This is a genomic window from Ereboglobus sp. PH5-10, assembly GCF_029504735.1.
Taxonomy (GTDB): Bacteria; Verrucomicrobiota; Verrucomicrobiia; order Opitutales; family Opitutaceae; genus Ereboglobus.
In genome coordinates this window covers 73,481-94,265 of the sequence record NZ_JAQFIP010000003.1, presented here as the reverse complement: position 1 = coordinate 94,265, position 20,785 = coordinate 73,481, and the positions used below count along the sequence as shown (strand labels likewise).

The following is a 20,785-nucleotide window of genomic DNA, read 5'->3' as shown; positions in this document are numbered from 1 at the left end:
CCATGAAAACACACACCACTCACATCATCACCCGCGTTATTCGCGGTGCCAGTCTTGCCGGAGTTTTTGCCGTTTGCGGCATGTTGCATTCGGCTCCGGCTTCCGGGAGGAGCGTCCCGGTCGCGCTCACGCCGAACCAGCCCGAGCCGCCGTCCGGCTTCAACGCTCCACGCGGTGGCGTCGCGCGCGGAAAAGTCGCGACCGTTGAGTTCAAGTCGAAATCCACCGGGGAAAAATTCCGCGCGACCGTTTACACGCCGCCGGGCTATTCCCCCTCGAAAAAATACTCCGCGCTCTACCTGCTTCACGGGGCGAGCGGCGACGAGAACACCTGGACGCACGAGATCCAGGCCTACGCGATCCTCGATAATCTTTTCGCCGACAAAAAGCTCGAGCCGATGATTGTCGTCATGCCGTCGAGTCTCTCAAACGTGGCGCGCAAACAGGCGGGCGAAAGCCGCGACGCGAAACAGAAGGCGAGCATGGCGTTTGGCGGCGTGTTGTTGCGCGACTTGATTCCGTTCATCGAATCCAAGTATCCCGTGATCGCCGACCGCGAGCATCGCGCGCTGGCGGGGCTCTCGATGGGCGCGGGGCTGGCGTTCAACACCGGCCTGACGAACCCGGACACGTTTGCCTGGATCGGCGCGTTTTCCGGCGGCAGCACGCGGCGGCTTGCGAAAAGCCCGCGACTCGACGTGGCCTCGCCGGGCCGCCAGTTGCGCTTGCTGTGGCTCTCGGTTGGCAACAAGGACACGCTAATGGCCGGCAGCGTGGCGGCGGTGGACGCGTTTTTGACGGAGCGAAAAATCCCTCACGTCTTTCGCATCAACGCCGGCGGGCACGAGCCGAAGGTTTGGATGAACGACCTCTACCACTTTGCTCCGCTGCTTTTCAAAAATGAAACCACCACAAGCGCCAACGCCCGCCAACCCTGACAATCACGATGCGCGCCATGAACGCCACCCAATCCAAAATGAAACCGCCACGCTCGCGCCTGGCGACCGCGCCGGTGTTGCTGGCATTGTCGCTTGCGGCGGGCGGGCTTGCGCTCGCGCAGGATTTTGCGCCGCACATCGGCTACGTTTATCCGGCGGGCGGAGGGCAGGGGACGACCGTTGAGGTGACTGTCGGCGGACAATACCTCGTCGCGCCCAACGCCGCCATTGTGTCCGGCGACGGCGTGCGCGCGGTCGTGATTCCCGCGGAGCCGCTGCTCTCCGGAAAGCAGGCCGCCGAGGCGCGCGGCAAGTTGAAGGAATTGCGCAAACAAAGAAGCCCCGCGACGCGCGAGGAGATTCGGAAGCTCAACCGGAAACTTGCGTTGCATGAAAAATCGAAAATCACGCCGGCAATCGGCGAACAAGTTGCCGTCAAGATTAGCATCGCGCCGGATGCGCCGCCGGGAAACCGCGAGCTGCGGCTCGTCACCGCGACGGGCTTGACCAACGCGCTGGTTTTTCAAGTCGGCGCGCTTTCCGAATGCCGCGAGCCGGACTCGGGGAAGGATGAAAATTGGGTGCGGATACAAAAGACGGTGAATGATCCCGACAGTCGCGTGAAGGCGGGTCGCAACGATGCGCCGCCGATGGCCGTCACGCTGCCGACGACGATCAACGGGCGGATTTTGCCGGGCGAGGCGGATCGTTTTTGCCTCAAGGCGCGGCGCGGACAAACGCTCGTCGTCGATGTCAGCGCGCGCGAACTTTTGCCGTATCTCGCCGACACGGTTCCGGGCTGGATGCAGTCGGCGGTTTCGATGTTTGATTCGTCGGGAAAGGAATTGCGCGCCGCCGGCGATGTGCAGATTCACGCCGACCCGGTTCTTCGTTATGAGATTCCCGCGGACGGAGAGTATGTGCTCGAAATTCGGGACAACCTTTACCGCGGGCGCGACGATTTTGTGTATCGCATCCGCGTTGGCGAACCGGCGCTGCTCGCGAAACCCGCGCCGACTGACAACGCGCTCGCCGCGCAAACGCCGGAGAAGGAGCCGAACAACACGCCCGACGACGCGCAGCCTGTTGCGCCGCCGGTTGTCATCAAGGGGCGCATCGACGAACCGGGCGACATCGACGTTTTCCGTTTCGAGGGCAAGGCGGGCGCGCGTGTTGTGGCCGAGGTTTACGCGCGCCGGCTCGATTCGCCGCTCGACTCGCTGCTCATCATTTCCGACGCCGCCGGAAATCGAATCGGCTTCAACGACGACCACGAGGACAAGGGCTCCGGCCTGAACACGCACCACGCCGACTCCTATCTCGCGGTCACGCTTCCGGCGGACGGTGTTTATTATGCGCACATCGGCGACACGCAACAAAACGGCGGCGGCGAATACGGCTACCTGCTGCGAATCAGTCCGCCGCAGCCGGATTTCGCGCTGCGCGTCGTTCCGTCCACGCTCAACATGCGCGCCAACGCGACGCAGCCCGTGACTGTCTACGCGCTTCGCCGCGACGGTTTTGATGGTGAAATCACGCTGACATTAAAAGACGCGAGCACCGGGTTTTCGCCGGGCGGCGGAGTCATTCCCGCGCATCAGGACAAAGTGCAATGCACGCTGACGGCGCCGGCGTCGCGCGGAAACACGCTGTTCAAACTCGCACTGGAGGGCCGTGCGAAAATCGACGGGCGCAAGATTGTGCGCGCCGCCGTTCCCGCGCAGGAAATGACGCAGGCGTTCTTTTACCAGCACCTCGTGCCGGGCGCGGACTGGTTTGTGTTTGTCGGTGAAAAACACGCGCCCGCCGCCCCGGCGAAATTTCTCGGACGCGGGCCGCTAAAAATTCCCGCGCGCGGCGGCGTGGTGAAGGCGCGATTCCGCGTGCCGCGCTACCTGCCGTCCGACACGGGCCAGGTGCGCCTGCTCAATCCGCCGGAGGGGATTGCGCTCAAGAATTTCTCCCTGGGAAACGGGGACATTGTCCTCGAGATCGAGGCGGACGCCGAAAAAATAAAACCCGGCGCGGGCAACCTGATCGCGGAGTTCGTCGCGAAAGACACAACGCCGCCCGGCGCGCCGAGGAAGAACCCCCGGCGGGTGCCGCTGGGGTGTTTGCCGGCGATTGCGTTTGAGGTTGTCGGGGGCGAAGTTTCGACGGGGTCGACCGGGACGACGGGTGCCGACAGGTAGCGAGTGTTTTAAACCCCGTCGATGCCCGTCGCAACTGGTCGCCGCCTGTCGCCCCCCGTCGCTACCTGTCGCCCTCTCGCTGCACCTCCCGGGTGCCCTTGCACTCCGGATACCCCGTGCAACCCCAGAATTCCCCGCCGGCGTTTTTGCCCGATTTTGCGACGCGTTTTTTCATCGGCTTTCCGCACTCCGGGCAGGCGGGCGCGTTTTCTTTTATGGCGCGCGCCTTCACGCGCTCCTCCGTGAGCTGCTCCCGAAAACCGCCGGTCTCGGTGAATTTCTCCCCCTGCGCCTCGGTCTGCCGGATGAGCATGTTTATCGTTCGCGACAGGATTATCAGCATGGCGTTGGCCACGACGCAGGAGTCGTCAGAATCCAGCCAACGGGCGAATTTCTTTTGTTCCTCCAAAATGCGGACGCAGGAATCGTGCACATAATCGTTCCCGTATTTGGCGGGCGAAAGCCGGACGTTGTAGATCGCCTGCGACTCCGGGGAATCCTTGCGCCAGGGTGCCTGCCCTCGAAAAAGCAACCAGTCCTCATAATCGCTGTGCAACTCGCCGAGCGACGCGCGGGCGACATCCGTGAGCTTCATCTCGGTTTCCTTTGACGTCGCGGAGCGCGCCGAGCCTTCGACGATGTTCGCCTTTCCCGAGCGGGCCGCCTGGGTCATCTGGTCGTAATGCCGTCCGGTGGGGTCGATGTTTCGCGTGAGAAATTTTTTGCAAAACCGCAAATTGGCCAGTTGGGCGATGGTCGCGAGCGTCCACGAATCAAGGCGGCGATAACCGCCGGAGGGGGTGAGTTGCATGGCTGAATCCTTTGGTTGAAACCGGATTCAACGGCAACTTGTCCCGGCGGGCGAACTCTTTCTCAAAACGAATTTTTTTGCGCGCTCATCTTCCGCAAAGGTTGCCGCCGCTATGATGCGCGCAATCACATGAATACTCACAACAGCCTTCTCCTTGCGGCGACGCTCCTGGCGGCGGTGATGTCGGGCGCCGATGCAATTTCCAACGAAACACCCGTGCCGTCCTCTCCCGACAAAATCGACGCGCTTGTTTTCGAAAACTTGAAAGCGCGGGAAATCCAGCCGGCGGAGTTGTGCTCCGACGAGGTGTTTGTGCGCCGTGTTTTTCTCGATGTCATCGGCACGCTGCCGAGCGCCGCGGAGGCGCGGCAATTTTTGTCCGACAAAAACCCGGACAAGCGCGGCATTCTCATCGACCGGCTCCTGCAACGCGACGAGTTCGCTGACTACTGGGCGATGAAGTGGGGCAATTTGCTGCGCGTGAAATCGGAGTTCCCCATCAACCTCTGGCCCAACGCCGCGCAATCCTATCACCGCTGGATTCGCGCGAGCATCAGGGACAACGTGCCGTGCGACCGCTTTGCCCGCGAGCTGCTCACCGCCAGCGGCAGCAACATGCGCAAGCCGCCGGTCAACTTTTACCGCGCCATGCGCGAGCGCACTCCCGACGGCATCGCCCGCACGGTGGCGCTCACGTTCATGGGCGCGCGCATCGAGAGCTGGCCCGCTGAAAAACAGGCGGACATGGCGGTCTTCTTTTCGCGCGTGGGCTACAAGGCCACCGCGGAATGGAAGGAGGAAATTGTGTTCTTCGATTTCGCAAAAGCGACCGGCCCGGCGTCCGCGCGCTTCCCGGACGGCACGCCCGTGACGCTTTCCCCGATGCAAGACCCGCGCGCGGTTTTTGCCGCGTGGCTGGTCGATCCCAAAAATCCGTGGTTCGTGCGCAGCCTCGCCAACCGCGCTTGGTATTGGCTGCTCGGTCGCGGAATCGTCCACGAGCCCGACGACATCCGCGACGACAACCCGCCGCGCAACCCCGAATTGCTCGATTATTTGGAACGCGAACTGGTGGCGCGCGGATACGACCTGAAACACCTTTTCCGGCTCATCCTGAACTCGCGAACCTACCAGCTTTCGTCGAAACCGGCGGACGAAAACGCGCGCGGCGAAACGGACTTCGCATCTTATCCCGTGCGCCGGCTGGAAGCCGAGGTGCTGATCGACGCCATCAATCAAATCACGGGCGCGCGCGAAAAATACATCAGCCACATTCCCGAGCCGTTCACCTACATGCCCGAGGAGCAGCGCGCGATCGCGCTGGCGGACGCGAGCATCAGCAGTCCTTTTCTCGAACTGTTCGGGCGCTCGCCGCGCGACACCGGCCTGGAGTCAGAGCAACGCAATCCCACGCCGACCGCCGCCCAGCAATTGCACCTGCTGAACTCAAATCACATTCGCGGCAAGCTGGAGCAAAGCGCCGCGCTTCGCACCATGGCCAACCGCGCAAAAACAACCGCCGCCTTGGTCGATGAACTTTACCTGACGATTCTGTCGCGTCCGCCGACGGACGCCGAGCGCGCGATCATAAAAGCGCACCAACAAACCGCCGCCGACAAACAAGCCCTCTGCCTCGACGTGGCCTGGGCTCTCATCAACAGCGCGGAGTTTCAATTCCGCCATTAACCAAAGAGAGGACAAACCCATGAAAAAACTCATCACACGCCGGGAAATGCTCAAACACAGCTTTTGGGGCGCGGCGGGACTCTACCTCGCCGGCAACGCGACGATTCGCGCGCTCGCCGAGCCGCAACTGCCCGGAGCCGGCGGCAAGGCAAAGGCGATGATTCAAATCTGGATGGACGGCGGCCCGTCGCACATCGACACCTTCGACCCCAAACCGGAATGCGGCGCCGATTTTTGCGGTCCGCTCCGCAAGGCAATCGAGACCAATGTGAGCGGCATACGAATCGGCGAAATGCTGCCGCTGCTCGCGAAGCAGGCGGACAAATATTCCATCATCCGCAGCATGACGCACGGCAGCGACGCCCACGAAACCGCGACCTACATGACGCAAACCGGACGCACGCCCGGCGGCCAGCTCGTCTATCCGTGCGCGGGCGCCGTTGTCTCGCTGCTCAAAGGTTACGCCGGCGGCTACCAGGGCCAGCTTCCGCCCTACATCACCCTGACCGAGCCGCTGGGACGTTTCGACGAGGCGGGATTTTTGGGAACGCGTCACAGGCCCTTCGCAACCGGCGGCGACCCGGCGCAGGAGCGGTTCATCGTCGAGGGAATCGTCGCGGAAGGCCTCACCGACGAACAACAGCGCAAGCGGCGCGAACTGCTCCACAAACTCGACGCGCTGAACGGCGCGCATCCGGGCAATCCGGGACTGGAGGCGTTTGCGCGCTCGCAGGACCAGGCCTACGACATGATCATCGGCGACGGCGCAAAAGCCTTCGACCTCTCCGGCGAAAACGACGCGCTGCGCGACCGCTACGGACGCGCCACGGTGGTGCAAAGCTCCGGCTCCGCCGCGCCCGCATCCGCGCCGCGCCGGACGACCTTCGGGCAGTCATGCCTCGTCGCGCGCCGGCTGGTCGAGCGCGGCGTTCCCTGCGTCATTATAAAATATCCCGGCTGGGACACGCACAAAGACCACTTCCCGGAAATGAAGCGAATGCTGCCCGAGTTCGACCAAGGCGTGGCGACCCTGCTCCAGGATTTGTCGGAGCGCGGGCTGTTGGAAAGCACCATCGTCTGGATCGGCGGCGAGTTTGGACGCACGCCGCGCGTCATGTGGGAGGCCCCCTGGAACGGAGGTCGCGGACATTGGGGCAGGGTGTTCAGCACCGTGATCGCCGGCGGCGGTTTCAAGGGCGGCCAAATCGTCGGCGCGTCGGACGCAAAGGCCGAGGACGTGAAAGAGCGCCCCGTCTATCCGTGCGATGTCATCGGAAGCGTTTATCACCAGCTCGGAATCGACCCCGCCGCCCGCCTGCCAAACCCGCAAGGCCTCGACGTGCGCGCCATGCCCACGCCAGCCGAAGGCGTCCCCACGGGCGGGCTGTTGAAAGAAATCATGTAGGAAAAACTAAACAATCACACTCGCCACAACATCACGGCACGCCGCGCGCACACCTTCCCCTGTAAATTCGGAGCGTTGTTACCACGGCGAATAGGAAGCGTCTCAAGCTCGGTAACCGCACTTTCACCGCCCCGGCATATCACACAAATGATTTCCTCACTCCCCTGCATTCCGACGCCTTGCGCAGACTTGACGATAAGCGTCACCCATGACGAAAGACGCGCCCCCGCGCCGCGCATATCGTATTCACGCGCGCTGCTCCCGCCCGCGGTTTTAATCGAGGAATTAGCCCTGTCGCCGTCGGAGGCCGAATTCGTCACCGGGGCGCGCGCGCAGATAGGCGACATTTTGAAACAGCGCGACGACCGCCTGCTTGTCATTGCCGGCCCGTGCTCGATTCACGACACGGAGGCCGCGCTCGAATACGCCCGGCGGCTGGCGGCGCTCGGGAAAAAACACGGGGAGGATTTGTTTGTCGTCATGCGCGCTTATTTCGAAAAGCCGCGCACCGTCGCCGGATGGAAGGGCCTGATCAACGACCCGTATATCGACAATAGTTTCAGGATTAACGACGGCCTGCGCATCGCGCGGCAACTGCTTCGCGACATGATTAAAACGGGCGTGCCGGCGGCGACCGAATTTCTCGACACAATCATCATGAAATACATCGCGGACATGGTTTGCTATGGCGCCATTGGCGCGCGCACATCGCAAAGTCAGGTTCACCGCGAGCTGGCGTCGGGCCTGCCGATGCCGGTTGGCTTCAAAAACGACACCACCGGCAGCGTGCAAATAGCCGTCGACGCGCTCGGCGCGGCCAAACGTCCGCACTGGTTCCCCTCCGTGGCGGACGACGGTGCGGCGGCAGTTTTCAACACGACCGGCAACCCCGACGCGCACCTCATCCTGCGCGGCGGCGCGCGCACCGGCGTCAATTACAAGGCCGGGCACATTGCCGACGCGACCGCGCTGCTCGCGAATGCGGGACACCCCGGCGTTGTTGTCGTGGATTGCTCGCATGGAAACAGCGAGAAAGACCATCGCCGGCAGCCTGCGGTCGCCGCGGATTTGGCGCGGCAAGTCGCCGCCGGCACGCGGGCGATTGCCGGCGTGATGCTCGAAAGCCACCTGCGCGAAGGCAGGCAGGACAAGCCGGACAAATACGGCGTGAGCATCACCGACGCCTGCATTTCGTTCGAGCAAACCGAGCCGATCCTGGAGCAACTCGCCGGAGCCGTCCGCAGTCGGCGCAAGGCCGTTGCCGGGATGAAATAATTTGTATTCGTTTTTCTAATACGAATTCGGATCGCCGAAAAACGCTTTTTTAAGGGGGCGTGATTTGTGGTTTAGCCAACAATAATGTCCGTCTGCGTGCGCACCCATGCCTCCAGGCGTTCGCGCAATCTTCCCACGGCTTCCGCGTTTGCCGATTGCTCAGCGAGCGGTTTGTTGAGCAGTTCCGCCACCTGTGCGCGATCCGCGGCCGCGAGCGAGCGCACCCACTCCTGTTTCACCGGATATCCCTCGTCGCGCGCCAGGCAATACAGCGCCTTCACATACGCCACATCCGGACGCGGCGATTCCGCGAACGCGCCAAACGCCTGTCCCAATAGTGCATACACCCGCGCCCGTGTTTCCTCGGGAATTGTGTTTTGCGCCACGAGCCACGCAAACGCCGACGCGCACTGCAACGCCTCGTAATTGCGCCCGATCCCCTCCGCGCTTCTCAGCACGCGGGCCTCGCGCACAAACCATGTTTGCCCTTGGTTCGAGCTTTCGAGCATCAGCGACACCTCGTTGAAAAGATCCAGCGCCATCGCCACCTCGCCTTTTCGCTTTGCTTTCGAAACACGCTGCAACACCAGCAGCAATCCCTGCGTCTCGGAAAACACCGAGAGCACTTGAAACGCGTCCGATGTCGAGGGACGCCTCAACAGCACGAACGCATCAGTCGAAAGAGTAAGCCTCGCCATGGCGAACCGCCCTTCATTTCCGGCCCGGGCCGGGCTCGCTCGCCGTGTGCGGCAATAAACAAACGCGGCGGTCCCGGCGGGAACGTCCTACGCATGCGTGCCATTGGTGATGTAACATGCCGCCCATTCTACATTATTCATTCTTCATTAGTTCTGAAGCCTCCGGCTTCGGAGCGGCGGAGGGCCACGGCGGGGCAACGGCGCCCACCGACACGATCATCTTCATTCCCTCGCCCACAGTCATGTCCAGTTCGATGATATCCTCCTTCGGTAGCATGATTAGAAAGCCCGTCGTCGGATTTGGCGTCGTTGGCACAAACACCGCCGAGACCTTCTCGGCCGTTTTTTCCTGCACCTCGCCGACCATCTCGTTTGTGAGGAAACCAACCGAATACATGCCCTTTCTCGGAAACTGCACCAGCACCACCTTGCTGAACACGTTTTTGTTTTTGGTGCTGAACGTGTCGATGATCTGCTTCACCGCGCCATAGACCGCGCTTACTCCGGGAATGCTCCGGATCAGCCGGTCAACGAATTTCAAGAACCACCGGCTCATGACATACCGCGACACAAGCCCCAGCACTGTGATCAACGCAATCAGCACAAGCGTGGAAAAAATATCCCAGATGATGCTGTCCGGCTTGATCCATTCCGGCAGGTATCCCTGGAACAGCGGACGCAAAATGCCGCCCGATTTTTTGAAAACCCACGAGAACACAAATGCCGTGATTCCGATTGGCGCCAGCAGCACCAATCCCGCGACAAAACCGTTTCTCAATTTCGTGAGCAATGGATGCCTTGCCTGTGGTGTGTCCTGAGCTGGAAGATTGACGGGTGCCATTTGGGAAATGGCGTTAATGGAACACAAACTCCCCGCCCTCGGCAACACCAAGCTTCCGAACTCGCGGAATTGGCGGCGGCACCGCGTTAGCTCAGTTCTTCCGCGCAGAGCGCGCGATGCGATTGCGCAGCGTCGTCGCGCGGAGCTTTATTGTCGCGCTTAAGCCGGGTTCTTCGAGCAGTTGCCCGGCGATCTCGCGCGCCTGTTCGTTGTCGCCACCCCGCCAGCACGCCACCGCGATCGCGAGCTGTGTTTGGTGATACTCGGCTTCGTTCATGTCGGCCATCGCCGCTTTCGCGCGCTCCAGCGCGGAATCGTTCATCGTTTCACACTGCGACTCGACCGTCGCGAGCAATGCGTGCGCCTCCATGCAATCCGGTTCCAACTCAAGCACCGACGCCGCATTTTGCCGCAGCTTTGCCGCCTCCTCATCCGTCATGTGGTTGCTGAGCGACCAGCGGATGCCGTTTACGCCTTCGCGCAAAATCCACAGGCGCGCCAGCGGATTGCGCGAGCCGAGCGCCACGGCTTTTTCGACATGGGCGTTTTTTTTGTCGCGCGGCGAAATCTCCGCATACAGTTCCCATACGCGCGGGTAATCCCCGTATTTTTTCACCAACCGCTCAAAACGCTTCGTGGATCGCTCGCTGTGATCGTGGGTCATCCGGATTTTCAAGGCGGCCAGTTCGCACTCGACCTCGCGCATTTCCGCCTTGCGGCAGGTGACGCCGTCGTGCGTGGACGCCGCGGGCAGCCTCGGCGAATAATGCCTGTTGTGGTCGCTTATCACATAAGCGCGCAGCACGCGCTCCAGCTCCGCGTAACCGAGCCCGAACGCCTCGCGAAAATCCGCCTCGGACGGTTTCCGTTTCTTTTTATACAGCTCAATGTATTTCCGGAGGTTTTCGGCCGGCTGCGACCGGCCACGCGGCCCGAGCATTATGTAGTGCGTGACCAGCCACGCCTGAGCGTAAAACAACCTCATCCTCGCGGGATCGGTGTAGTGGGGCGACTGCATGGTGACGTTAAAAAACTCGTCCATTGGGATGAGTTGTTTAACGAGCAGCAGCCGCATGTGCTTGTTGCTGCGCATGCCGAGCACCGGCTCGCCGCCACGCGTGCCGAACGTCTCGAACACCTCCGCCACACCCTCGTTGAGCCAGAGAGGAAGCCGCAGCCCCGAGGCCGCGACCAGCGAGTGCGCGCACTCGTGAAAAACCGTTGTCATGCCCCGGCCCGACGATCCCCGGGGCATCGCGATGCGCGGCCCGAGCTGGCTCCTCATAAAAACGCCGCCCCGGTGCGCATGCGTGCCGTCGGCCATCTTGTTGTATGGCTTGAATTGCGCGTTGGAGTTGAACACAAAAATCAACGGGCGCGGGTAATACATCTTGCGCTCGTCGAACCAGGTGAAAAACGCCATGCGAAACCGCTCCATTTCGGCGAGCACGCGGCGCGAGTCGTTCTCGTCCGTGCAACTGAGCATGTCGAAATGCTTGCTTGAAAGCCGCAACCATTGTTCCGCCGCGCCCGCCCTCGTCGCGCCGAGGATGCACGCCACGGCCAGAAGCAATGCGCGGAAATAAAAGCGGGGGGACCTGTTTTTTTTGAAGCTCACGGGGTTTGCGGTTTTCGGAAAACACCATGCCGTTTTTGCCCCCGCCAAATCAACCGCAAAACAGCTTGCACAACAAGGGCCGGCACCTATTTGTCAGCCCTTGGCGCAACGCCTGTTATTACCCGCTCCCAAAAAACTATGATGAAACAGCAATTCGTTTTGTGTGTGTTAAGTCTTCTCATGCTTGGTTCCGTCTCGTCCTGCGCGGACGATCTCGAGGCGAGGCTTTTTTATACCTTTATGGATGATCGAACGGAGTGGAAAACCGCCCCGCTCCGCCAGGAGGGCGGCGTTCACTATCTCAACATCCCAAAAAATGATATTCCTAAAAATGTGAAATACGCCGAAATCCACCACCCCTTCGCCACGGCGACGGCGGGAGACGGCGGGTTTTACGTTTTCAGCGATGGCATGTATGGTGAGTTCAAGGCCCGGATAGACGGCCATTATCGAAACTCGCGCATCTCGATGCCGATGTTCGGCGTCAAAACCCCGAAGGCGGCCATGACGGTGATCGCCACCGGCATGCGTTACTATCTCTTCCAGATGGCGAGGGTTGAGGATAACAAATACACCGTCTTTCCCCGGCTGGAACTCCACGGCGACGACGCTTGCGACGACCTGAAGATCGAGTTTCACCAGCTCGGCAGGGACGCCACCTACGCCGACATGGCCAGGACTTACCGGCAATTCCAGCTTCAACGAAAACTCATCCGCCCGCTTCGCGACCGGGTCAAGGAAAACCCCGGGTTAAAATACGCCGCCGAGTCGATGGAAGTGAGGGTTCGAATGGGATGGAAACCGATGCCGACCAGCGTCGAGGAACAGAACGCCGAAAACGAGCCGCCGATGAAAGTCGCCGTTTCCTTCGACCGCTTCCAGCAAATCGTCGCCGAGTTCAAAAAGCAGGGCGTCGACAAGGCGGAGTTCTGCCTTGTCGGCTGGAACATCGGCGGCCACGACGGCCGGTTTCCCCAACTGTTTCCCGTTGACGAACGGCTCGGCGGCGAGGCGAAACTCCGGGCCGCGATTAAGAAAACGCAACACGAGGGTTATCAAATCGTCTGCCACACTTGCAATTACGACATCTACAGCGTCTCCCGGATCGCCGGGCTTTGGGACGATGGCCGCGACGTGATACGCCTCAAGGACGGCTCGATGGCCCGGCAGAAGCCACCGCTCAGCGGCGGCGTGGCGTATCTGGCCTGCCCGCAGCGCATGTATGAGCGCTTTGCCAGGGACGACCACCGAAAAATCCGCGATCTCGGATTCCGCGGCGCGCATTACATCGACGTTTTTTCGATCATCACCCCGATGGCCTGCTATTCGCCGGAGCATCCCCTGACCAAGGAAGGCTACGCCGAATGGGCCCGGAAAATCATGGGCGACGCCCAGTCGGTTTTCGGCGGCGTGGCCTCGGAGGGCGGCTTCGACCACTGTTTGCCGCACCTGGATTACGCCCTGTATGTTTCCATTCATTACGATCCGGACAAACCGCTGCCCAGCCTCGTGGATCGCCATGTGCCGTTCTGGCAACTCGTCTACAGCGGTTACATTTTGAGCACGCCGTTTTCCCGCGCCACGAATTACACGATTAAAAAACCGTTCACACAATTGAAGATGATCGAGTTCGCCGGACGCCCGCTGTATTATTTTTACTCGAATTACCGCGAGGGCAACCGAGCTTGGATGGGCGTGGAGGATTTGCGCTGCGACACCGACGAGGAGCTGGCTGAATCGGTCAGGGCCGTGAAACGCGGTTTCGACGAATTCGAACGCCTCAAGCATCTCCAGTATGAGACGATGGAAGGGCACGACCAGATTGCCGAGAACGTGTTCAAGACGAGTTTTTCCGACGGCACGGCCATCGTGACGAACTATCGCGCCACGGACTTCGATTACAACGGCAGGAAAGTGAAGTCGATGAGCTACATCGTCGCCGGAAAATAAGCGCCGCTCCCGCGCCCGCCGCCCGCGCCCGGGCAGGAATTGAGTTGGCTTGCATCCTCCGCATTGTTTCGCACGTTTTACCCAACCCATGAAAAAATCCTCGAAGAAAACCACCATCGGCATCATTGGCGCGGGCGGCATGTCCCGCTACCACGCGGAAGGCTTCCGCTCCGCGGGCGCTGAAATAGCCGCCATCGCCGACACCAATCCCGCCGCCGCCGCAAAAACCGCCGCGCGCGAGAACGTAGCCCGCTCTTTCGGCAGTGTTGAGGAAATGCTCCGCGACTGCCCCGAAATCAACGCGGTCTCAATCATCGTTCCCAACAAATTTCACGCGCCGCTCGCGCTTCAGGCGCTCAAGGCCGGCAAGCACGTTTTCTGCGAAAAACCGCCCGCGCTCAACGCCCGCGAAGCCCGCGCCATGGCCACCGCCGCCGCAAAGGCCAGGCGCACGCTCATGTTTGATTTTAACAACCGCGCCCGTCCCGAATCGCGCGCCATGAAAGCCTACATCGACCAGGGGGTGGCGGGGCGCGTCAACTCCGCGCAGGCCAAATGGGTTCGCCGCACCGGCATTCCCGGCTTTGGCGGCTGGTTCACCAGCAAGGCGCTCTCCGGCGGCGGTCCCGTGATCGACCTCCTCCACATGCTCGACCTCGCGCTCCACTTCATGGGCTACCCCGAACCCGAATGGGCGCTCGGACAAACCTTCACCGACTTCATCACCGACAAACAGTTCAAGGGACCGTGGGGCATTCCCGACGCAAAAAACGGCGTCACCGACGTTGAAAACGCCTGCCATGGCTTCATCCGTTTCAAGACCGGCCAGGTGCTCACCATGCAGTCATCCTGGGCCGAGCTCGTCAAACGCGAGGAGGTTTCCGTCGCCTTTCAGGGCACCAAGGCCGGTGGACTCGTCCGCCGTCTCTTCGGCCAGGATGGCATCGATTCCACCGCGACCGACACTTGCGAACTCTACTCGCAGGAAAACGGCCATTCCGTGAACCGCGAAATTATCGTTCCCCCCGATGAGACGATGGGGCGCGTCAGCGCCGCCGCGAATTTTGTCGCCGCGATTGAAGGCCGCGAAAAACCGCTCAACACCGCCACCGAGGCCGTGACGCTCATGCGCATCATCGACGCCCTCTACACCAGCGCCAAAACCGGCAGGCCGGCGAAGTGCTGAGCACGCGAATCGTCGCAAAACACGTTAAAAAAAGCACAGACATTTCTGTCTGTGCTTTTTTTGCGCTCCCGGCGCGTCAGTTGCCGATATCCCGCCCTTCGGCGAGCTTGCCGTCCTTGAAGATGATTGTCTGCGTGACAAACCGGCTCGGCCAGTAAACCCATGTGTTCAGGTCGAGCGATGGCGTGCGATGCGCGGGCGGCCAGCCGCGGGCCATGATGACTTCCTCCTTGGTCATCCCCAAAATCATTCGCCCGCTTTGTATGGCCGCCGCCGTTTCCTTCTCGTGGCCCTTCAGTGAAATTTCCTTTTCCGAAAGCATCCGCCGCGCGACCTCATACATGCTCTTGTCGGTGTATTTGGTCCGGTTGCGAATCCAGACGAGTTGCGAGCTTGAGATCACGCGAATCGACATTGTTTCGCCGAGCATTTTCTCGACGCGCACCTTTGTGTTGATCGGCAGCAATGTGCCACGGGCATAATTCGTCGCGTCATATTTCCACATCTCGCACCAGATGGCGTGGCGTAGATAATACGCTTTCCCTTCCTCTGGGATCGGCGCCTTCTCGATTTCCTTGACGTAATCGGCGATGTCTCCGGCGCGAAGCGTTCCGCAAAACGCGAGCAGGAATGCAAGGGGGGCGGCGGCCACAAAACGGGTTATTGTTTTCATACATTGGTATTAGACTCAAATTGCCTAAAAAGTTTTCATTCCAGTCCGAAAGTTTTTGGGTTTTCAGTTTTTTTACAAAAAAGACGCGCGGGGAAAATACCTTTTTGTTTCAATGGCGGGCTGTTTTCCCTCTGAAAAACAAAGAACCCCGCGGCTTTTCGCGGGGTTCCTCATGCGGGCGTTTGGGTGCGCGCCAGTTGGTTAATTGATGCCGCGTCCCGCGTCCAATTTGCCGTCCTTGAACACGACCGCCTGCGTGACAAAGCGGCTGCTCCAATAGGTCCATGTGTCGCGCGTAAGCGAGCCGGTTTTGTGCGCCGGAGGCCAGCCGCGCGCCATGATTGCCTCCTCCTTGGTCATGCCGATGCGCAATTCCCCGTTGCGAATGCTGTCGGCGAATTCCTTGCTGATCGAAACCTCGGTCGGCGAGAGCATGTTGCGGGCGATTATTTTCATGTTTTTCCGGGTGAACTTTTCCGCGTTGTCGATTTTCACGGTGGCTCCGGTCGTGCTTATCCGAATGGTCATTCTCCTGCCGGACAATTCGAGAAGCGTCACCTTGGTGTTTGCCGGCACGAGGTCGCCGCGCGTGTAGTTGGTGGTGTTGTGCGCGTCGTTTTCATGCCAGATGCAATAGCGCAGGTAATACTCCTTGCCCGGCTCGGGCGCCGGGGATTTTTCGAGTTCCTTGAGGTAATCGGAAACATCCCTCGCATTGAGCGCGCCCGATGAGAGCAAAGCCGCCATTGTTAATGTCGCGAACCATTTTAGCGTTTTCATGTTTTTTGGATTTTGAGGTTTTTGAACGGAAAAAGTTTTTTGTTCTAAGACTAGAAAAAATGAAAACGGAAACGCATTCAAGCCCGCGTTGCACCCAGGGCGCGCGCGGGCCGCGGGGTCTCTCCCCGCCAGGCCTCAATCAGGTTTTTCCGCTCAGTGTATCCCGCGTCCCTTGACGAGCTTTTCGCCCTCAAACTCCAGCGTGTGCACGACGAGCTTGCTGCTCCAATACATCCATTTGTCCCGGACGAGCGAATCGGTCTTGTGCGCCGGGGGCCAGCCGCGCGTCATGACGACTTCCTCCTTTGTCATGCCAAGGCGCGGCTCGCCGTTGCGGATGCTTTCCGCAAATTCCCCGCTGACGGAAACCTCTTTCGGTGACAGCATGAGGCGGGCGATCGTTGACATGTGTTTTCTCGAAAAATTGATCACGTTGTTCACCTTCACAACCTTGCCCGTTTCATTCACCCGAATGGACATGTCGCTGCCGGACAAATAGAGGAGCGTCACCTTCGTGTTCACGGGCAGCATTTCACCGCGCGCGTAATTGGTCGTCTTGTGCTTTCCCCGCTCAAACCAAATGCAGTGCCTCAAATAATATTCCTTATCCATTTCCGGATACGGGCTCTCGTCGAGTTCCTTGATGTAATCCGAAATGTCCCGCGCGTTGAGCGCGCCAGCCGAGAGCACAGTCGCCAGCATTATTATCATGAACTGTCTCACGGTTTTCATATTCGGTGATTTTTTTAATCAGGGAAGGGGCGTTGGGACATCCGTTTTTGTGGCGCAATCCGCTGCGTTGGGCAAGCGGATGTCTTCACCTGGATCAAATCACCGGCGGGTTGGGGCGCTGGAGCTCGGCGATGCGCGACATGATGATGTCGCTGGCGTGCTGGTAGCGTTCCTTGCCTTTTGAGGGATCGTCGTAGTCGGCGGGGCCGAGCGGTTTGCCATAGACGACCGGCACCGGCGTGCAGGGGTGGAGTTTCCCATCGGTGCCGAAGGCTTTGTGCGAATCAAAAATGCGCGCGGGCACGATCGGCACGCCCGTGCGACAGGCAAACATGCCGACGCCGGGCTTGGCGGTTTGCAGGCTACCGTCGGGCGAGCGCGTGCCCTCGGGAAACATGATCACGACCTTCTTGTCCTTCATCGTTTGCAGCACGGCCTTGATCGCCTTCACGTCGGAGCCGCCGTCGCGGTCAACGGGAATCGTGCCGACAGCGTTGAGCCACCAGCTCGCGAAGCCGGGTTTCCAAAGTGTCTTGCGCGCGAAGAAGCGCACTTGGTGCGGCAGAAACGCGCCGACGAGCGGCGGGTCGAGAAAACTGGCGTGGTTGCACGCGATCATATACGGCCCGCGCTTGGGCAGGTTGTCCTGGCCGTAAACATCGCCGCGAAACGCGATGTCCATCAACACGGCGTCGAGGTAGAGGAAAAACCCATACCAGCGATCCATTTCGATTTGGCGAAAGGCGTAGCTCATGCGCGCGCGTTTGCGAGGGTAGGGCGAAGCCTCCGGCTGAGCCGTGAGCGACTTGGGTTTGCGGATGATTGCGGCTCAGCCTGAGGCTTCGCCCTACCTTGCTGGCTGATGCGGTTCATGTGAGTTTTTCAGCGACGATGCCGGAGATTTTTTCGACGACTTGGGGCAGGTCGAGGTTTGTGCTGTCGATCATGATCGCACCCTTGGCGCTTTCACGGAGGCGAATGTTGTCCAGGACATCGCGCTCGGCGACTTTGTCCATCAGGCCTTCCTTCCGGCGGCGCTCGGCGCGCTTGACGGGGTCGGCGTCGAGGAAAAAGCGGAGGTTCGCGTCGGGAAAAATAACCGAGCCGATGTCGCGGCCTTCCATCACGAGGCCGCGAAGGTCGTGAGTGCAGGCGACATCGGCCTGCCCGCGCTGGTAGGCGAGAAGCGCGGCGCGGACTTCAGGGATGGCGGCGAATCGGGCGACGGTGGCGTTGACCTCGGGCGTGCGGATTTCGGCGGTGTCTATGGGGTGTCCGCCGATTTTCATGTGCGCGGTGCGTCCGTTGACTTGTGTGTCGAGGCTGATTTCCGGAAGCGCGGTGCGGATGGCGGGAAGATCGTCGGGGGTGAGGTTTCGGCGAAGGAGCTCGGCGGCGATGGCGCGGTAGAACGAGCCGGTGTCAACATGCAGAAGGTTGAAACGCTCGCTGAGCGCGCGGGCGGTGGACGATTTGCCGGAGGCTGCGCCGCCGTCGATGGCAATGATGAAGGGAGACATGTGAAGGACTGAAAGGCTGAAGAACTGAAGGGCTGTTCCGAACGAAGTGCGAATCTGCCAAGGCTGTAGGATTTGTGCGTGAAAGGTGAAGTGTGAAAATGTGGATATGTGCGCGCGATTTGAGATTTTTTGCTGATGCGTTGTTTTTCTTTCAGCCCTTCAGTCCTTCAGTCCTTCAGCTTTTCCCTGATTTTTTCGAGTTGCTCGAAAAAATCAGGAAAGGTTTTCGCGCAGCAGGCGGGGTTGTCGATGGTGAGCCAGGGGCGTCCGTCGCCGTGGAGGTCGTGGCAGCCGAGAATGCCGAAGCTCATGGCGAAGCGGTGGTCGTGATAGGTGTCGATGGTTTGTCCGGCGAGGAGCGGGCGCGGGTGGATTTCGAGCGAGTCCCCGGTTTCGATGACGTGCTGGCCGAGGCGCGCGAGCTCGCGCGCCATGCCGGCGACGCGGTCTGTTTCCTGTTTGCGCGTGTGCGCGATGCCGGTGATGCGCACGGGATGCGGAAGGAGCGGCGCGATCGCGGCGAGGGTGAGGAAGGTGTCGGAAAATTCGTTGAAATTGTAAGAATGCGGAATGGCGGACAGTCGCGCGGCGGTGGCGGTCAGGCCTGTATCCGTTTCTTGGATACCGAGGCCGAGTTCCGTGAGGACGGTGGCGAAGCGGGTGTCGCCTTGCAGACTGCCGGAGCCGGGGCCGCGAAGGGCATTGAGCGCGAGTGTGCCGCCGGTGACGAGGGGGAGCGCGAGAAAATAGCTGGCCGCGGTGGCGTCGGGCTCGATGGCGTAGGCGGTGGCACGGGCTTCCAGTCCATGGGTTTGCGCTGCGTTTTTTAATCCGAATTGCGCCATCATTCTTTTCGTCATTTCAACGAAGGGCTGGCGCACGGGGGCGGAGAGGCGGATGTCGGGCGGTGTTTCGCAGAGCGGCGAAATCATGAGGAGCGCGGAGAGCATCTGGCTGCTTTCCGTGGCGTCGATTTCGACCGGGCCGCCGCGCAGGCCGCGCGCGTGGATTTCAACGGGAAAGTGGTGCGGCTCGCCCAGGAAATGGATGTCGGCGCCGAGCGAGGTGAGCGCGTCGAGCAGGCCGCGCATGGGGCGCTTGCGCATTTGCGGAACGCCGTCGATGCGATATACGCCGCGCGGCGCGGCGGCGCAGAGCGCGGTGAGGAAGCGGGCGGCGGTGCCGGCGAGACCAACGTGAATGTCGGTGAATGTGGATTGCGGATTGCGAATCGCGGATTGGCCGGAGACGCGAATTGTGCGGGCGAGTTCGTCGGTTTCAATTTCGAGGCCGAGCTGGCGCAGGGCGGCGATCATGAGCGCGGTGTCCTCGCTGAAAAGCGCGCCGGTGAGCGTGACGGGGGCGTCGCAAAGCGCGGAGAGGATGAGCGCGCGGTTGGTGATGCTTTTCGAGCCGGGCAGCGTGATTTCGCCGGAGACGGGGCGCGTGATCGGAATGACGGGAAGTTGCGCGGGAAGCGGGTTCATAACGCGTCGCGGAATTGTTTGCCGGTTTCGAGGCGGGCGCGGAGTTGCGGCCAGTCGTTTTTTTCGAGGGCGTCGCGGAAGGCGGCAAGCTCGGCCTGGCAGGCGTCGAGGGCGCGGAGGATGTCGTTGCGGTTTTGTTGAAAGATATCAACCCACATGGTGGCGTCGCTCGCGGCGATGCGCGTGGTGTCGCGCAGGCCGTTGCCGGCGTAGTCGCGCCACTCGGGATTTTTTTTCGCGAGGAGCGCGGCGAGCGTGGTGGCGAGCGCTTGCGGGAGGTGACTTATGTGCGCGACAATTTCGTCGTGCTGCGAGGGCGTGACGATGACAGGGGTGGCGCCGAGGCTGTCCCAAAAATCGCACACTGAGGCGACTTTGAGTGCGAAGGCGAACGCGCTGACTTGCAGCTCGTTTTCGGGCTGCATGACGAAGGTGGTGCAGTTTTCGAAGAGGCTGGCATCTGCGTTTTCCCAGCCGCTTTTTGCGCTGCCGGCCATGGGATGCGAGCCGATGAAGAGCGCGTGCGGCGGCATGGCGGCGGCGCATTCGCGGCAGATGCGGGCCTTGACGCTGCCAACATCGGTGACGATGGCGCCGGGTTTGAGCGCGGGGGCGATTTGCACTGCGAGCTCGATGATTTTTTCAACGGGCGCGGCGAGCACTACGAGGTCGGCGTCGCGAACGGCGTCGGCGGGCGTATCGGCGATGGTGTCGGCGAAGGGTTGGGCGCGAAGCGCGTCGCGCGTTTCGGGGCGGCGCGCCCAGATGGTGATGCTCCGCGCGGCGTTGCGCGCGCGGGCGGCCTTGGCGACTGATGCGCCGAGGAGTCCGGGAGCGAGAATTGCGAGGTGGTCGAGCACGGGGGAATTAAGAATTAAGATTTAAGATTTAAGAAGTCAGAAAACCTGGCCTCTTTCACTTCTTAATGGCGCGGCTGAAACCGGTTTTAATCGCGGAAGCGCGGAAGGGCGGAAATCAGAATGAGATTTGTTT

At 60.9% G+C, this 20,785-nt stretch carries 18 protein-coding genes; 7 read left to right on the top strand and 11 right to left on the bottom strand.

Translation table 11 applies throughout. From position 1 onward, the window contains the following. Positions 1–2: 2 nt before the first annotated feature. Complete coding sequence (locus M2447_RS03770) at positions 3–938, top strand: alpha/beta hydrolase-fold protein (RefSeq protein WP_277557461.1); 936 nt, start codon at positions 3–5, stop codon at positions 936–938. Positions 939–976: 38 nt separating this feature from the next. Next, entirely contained in the window at positions 977–3,130 is a 2,154-nt protein-coding gene (locus M2447_RS03765) for a PPC domain-containing protein (RefSeq protein ID WP_277557460.1), read from the top strand. 61 nt (positions 3,131–3,191) lie between these two features. Here the strand turns inward: M2447_RS03765 and M2447_RS03760 are convergent, their stop codons facing one another. After that, positions 3,192–3,941: a four helix bundle suffix domain-containing protein gene (locus M2447_RS03760; protein ID WP_277509867.1), complete on the bottom strand. Its 750-nt coding sequence runs from the start codon at positions 3,939–3,941 to the stop codon at positions 3,192–3,194. Positions 3,942–4,070: 129 nt separating this feature from the next. Here M2447_RS03760 and M2447_RS03755 point away from each other — a divergent pair, with 129 nt between their 5' ends. The 3 genes from M2447_RS03755 (at position 4,071) to M2447_RS03745 (ending at position 8,307) form a co-directional block, all read left to right on the top strand. Further along, positions 4,071–5,627: a DUF1553 domain-containing protein gene (locus M2447_RS03755; protein WP_277557459.1), complete on the top strand. Its 1,557-nt coding sequence runs from the start codon at positions 4,071–4,073 to the stop codon at positions 5,625–5,627. 19 nt (positions 5,628–5,646) lie between these two features. Further along, a complete protein-coding gene (locus tag M2447_RS03750; protein WP_277557458.1) occupies positions 5,647–7,032 on the top strand; it encodes a DUF1501 domain-containing protein in 1,386 nt (461 codons plus the stop codon). A 147-nt stretch (positions 7,033–7,179) separates the two neighbouring features. Beyond that, the gene (locus tag M2447_RS03745) at positions 7,180–8,307 is read left to right on the top strand and encodes a 3-deoxy-7-phosphoheptulonate synthase (protein ID WP_277557457.1); all 1,128 of its coding nucleotides are present in this window, start codon (positions 7,180–7,182) and stop codon (positions 8,305–8,307) included. 71 nt (positions 8,308–8,378) lie between these two features. Here M2447_RS03745 and M2447_RS03740 read toward each other — a convergent pair whose 3' ends face one another. The 3 genes from M2447_RS03740 to M2447_RS03730 all read right to left on the bottom strand — a co-directional run bounded on the left by M2447_RS03740 (position 8,379) and on the right by M2447_RS03730 (position 11,464). Then, positions 8,379–9,005 carry a hypothetical protein gene (locus M2447_RS03740; RefSeq protein WP_277557456.1) on the bottom strand — a complete coding sequence of 209 codons (627 nt, stop codon included), beginning with the start codon at positions 9,003–9,005 and terminating at the stop codon, positions 8,379–8,381. Positions 9,006–9,138: 133 nt separating this feature from the next. Continuing rightward, positions 9,139–9,846 (bottom strand): DUF502 domain-containing protein, encoded by a 708-nt coding sequence (locus tag M2447_RS03735; protein WP_277557455.1) that lies wholly within the window; start codon positions 9,844–9,846, stop codon positions 9,139–9,141. A gap of 91 nt (positions 9,847–9,937) precedes the next feature. Then, positions 9,938–11,464 carry a DUF1570 domain-containing protein gene (locus M2447_RS03730; RefSeq protein WP_277557454.1) on the bottom strand — a complete coding sequence of 509 codons (1,527 nt, stop codon included), beginning with the start codon at positions 11,462–11,464 and terminating at the stop codon, positions 9,938–9,940. A gap of 180 nt (positions 11,465–11,644) precedes the next feature. Between M2447_RS03730 and M2447_RS03725 the strand changes: the two genes are divergently transcribed. Further along, a complete protein-coding gene (locus M2447_RS03725) occupies positions 11,645–13,414 on the top strand; it encodes a DUF5696 domain-containing protein (protein WP_277557453.1) in 1,770 nt (589 codons plus the stop codon). A gap of 88 nt (positions 13,415–13,502) precedes the next feature. After that, on the top strand, positions 13,503–14,600 hold the full coding sequence (locus M2447_RS03720) for a Gfo/Idh/MocA family oxidoreductase (protein WP_277557452.1): 1,098 nt from the start codon (positions 13,503–13,505) through the stop codon (positions 14,598–14,600). A 76-nt stretch (positions 14,601–14,676) separates the two neighbouring features. Here M2447_RS03720 and M2447_RS03715 read toward each other — a convergent pair whose 3' ends face one another. The 7 genes from M2447_RS03715 to M2447_RS03685 form a co-directional block, all read right to left on the bottom strand. Then, on the bottom strand, positions 14,677–15,273 hold the full coding sequence (locus M2447_RS03715; protein WP_277509876.1) for a hypothetical protein: 597 nt from the start codon (positions 15,271–15,273) through the stop codon (positions 14,677–14,679). A gap of 201 nt (positions 15,274–15,474) precedes the next feature. Then, on the bottom strand, positions 15,475–16,053 hold the full coding sequence (locus M2447_RS03710) for a hypothetical protein (RefSeq protein WP_277509877.1): 579 nt from the start codon (positions 16,051–16,053) through the stop codon (positions 15,475–15,477). A gap of 153 nt (positions 16,054–16,206) precedes the next feature. Beyond that, complete coding sequence (locus M2447_RS03705) at positions 16,207–16,785, bottom strand: hypothetical protein (protein WP_277557451.1); 579 nt, start codon at positions 16,783–16,785, stop codon at positions 16,207–16,209. Positions 16,786–16,879: 94 nt separating this feature from the next. Then, positions 16,880–17,539: a lysophospholipid acyltransferase family protein gene (locus M2447_RS03700; RefSeq protein ID WP_277557450.1), complete on the bottom strand. Its 660-nt coding sequence runs from the start codon at positions 17,537–17,539 to the stop codon at positions 16,880–16,882. A gap of 115 nt (positions 17,540–17,654) precedes the next feature. Further along, on the bottom strand, positions 17,655–18,305 hold the full coding sequence (locus tag M2447_RS03695; RefSeq protein WP_277557449.1) for a (d)CMP kinase: 651 nt from the start codon (positions 18,303–18,305) through the stop codon (positions 17,655–17,657). Positions 18,306–18,472: 167 nt separating this feature from the next. After that, positions 18,473–19,792, bottom strand: a complete 1,320-nt coding sequence (gene aroA / locus M2447_RS03690; protein ID WP_277557448.1) for a 3-phosphoshikimate 1-carboxyvinyltransferase — start codon at positions 19,790–19,792, stop codon at positions 18,473–18,475. Further along, positions 19,789–20,652: a prephenate dehydrogenase/arogenate dehydrogenase family protein gene (locus M2447_RS03685; protein WP_277557447.1), complete on the bottom strand. Its 864-nt coding sequence runs from the start codon at positions 20,650–20,652 to the stop codon at positions 19,789–19,791. Before M2447_RS03685 ends, aroA begins: the two co-directional genes overlap by 4 nt. Positions 20,653–20,785: the final 133 nt, after the last annotated feature.

Bases quoted from the DNA above. Each gene is read 5' to 3' on its own strand.
- M2447_RS03770 (WP_277557461.1), top strand. From the start codon at position 3: ATGAAAACACACACCACTCACATCATCACCCGCGTTATTCGCGGTGCC.
- M2447_RS03765 (WP_277557460.1), top strand. From the start codon at position 977: ATGAAACCGCCACGCTCGCGCCTGGCGACCGCGCCGGTGTTGCTGGCA.
- M2447_RS03760 (WP_277509867.1), bottom strand. From the start codon at position 3,941: ATGCAACTCACCCCCTCCGGCGGTTATCGCCGCCTTGATTCGTGGACG.
- M2447_RS03755 (WP_277557459.1), top strand. From the start codon at position 4,071: ATGAATACTCACAACAGCCTTCTCCTTGCGGCGACGCTCCTGGCGGCG.
- M2447_RS03750 (WP_277557458.1), top strand. From the start codon at position 5,647: ATGAAAAAACTCATCACACGCCGGGAAATGCTCAAACACAGCTTTTGG.
- M2447_RS03745 (WP_277557457.1), top strand. From the start codon at position 7,180: ATGATTTCCTCACTCCCCTGCATTCCGACGCCTTGCGCAGACTTGACG.
- M2447_RS03740 (WP_277557456.1), bottom strand. From the start codon at position 9,005: ATGGCGAGGCTTACTCTTTCGACTGATGCGTTCGTGCTGTTGAGGCGT.
- M2447_RS03735 (WP_277557455.1), bottom strand. From the start codon at position 9,846: ATGGCACCCGTCAATCTTCCAGCTCAGGACACACCACAGGCAAGGCAT.
- M2447_RS03725 (WP_277557453.1), top strand. From the start codon at position 11,645: ATGCTTGGTTCCGTCTCGTCCTGCGCGGACGATCTCGAGGCGAGGCTT.
- M2447_RS03720 (WP_277557452.1), top strand. From the start codon at position 13,503: ATGAAAAAATCCTCGAAGAAAACCACCATCGGCATCATTGGCGCGGGC.
- M2447_RS03715 (WP_277509876.1), bottom strand. From the start codon at position 15,273: ATGAAAACAATAACCCGTTTTGTGGCCGCCGCCCCCCTTGCATTCCTG.
- M2447_RS03710 (WP_277509877.1), bottom strand. From the start codon at position 16,053: ATGAAAACGCTAAAATGGTTCGCGACATTAACAATGGCGGCTTTGCTC.
- M2447_RS03705 (WP_277557451.1), bottom strand. From the start codon at position 16,785: ATGAAAACCGTGAGACAGTTCATGATAATAATGCTGGCGACTGTGCTC.
- M2447_RS03700 (WP_277557450.1), bottom strand. From the start codon at position 17,539: ATGAGCTACGCCTTTCGCCAAATCGAAATGGATCGCTGGTATGGGTTT.
- M2447_RS03695 (WP_277557449.1), bottom strand. From the start codon at position 18,305: ATGTCTCCCTTCATCATTGCCATCGACGGCGGCGCAGCCTCCGGCAAA.
- aroA (WP_277557448.1), bottom strand. From the start codon at position 19,792: ATGAACCCGCTTCCCGCGCAACTTCCCGTCATTCCGATCACGCGCCCC.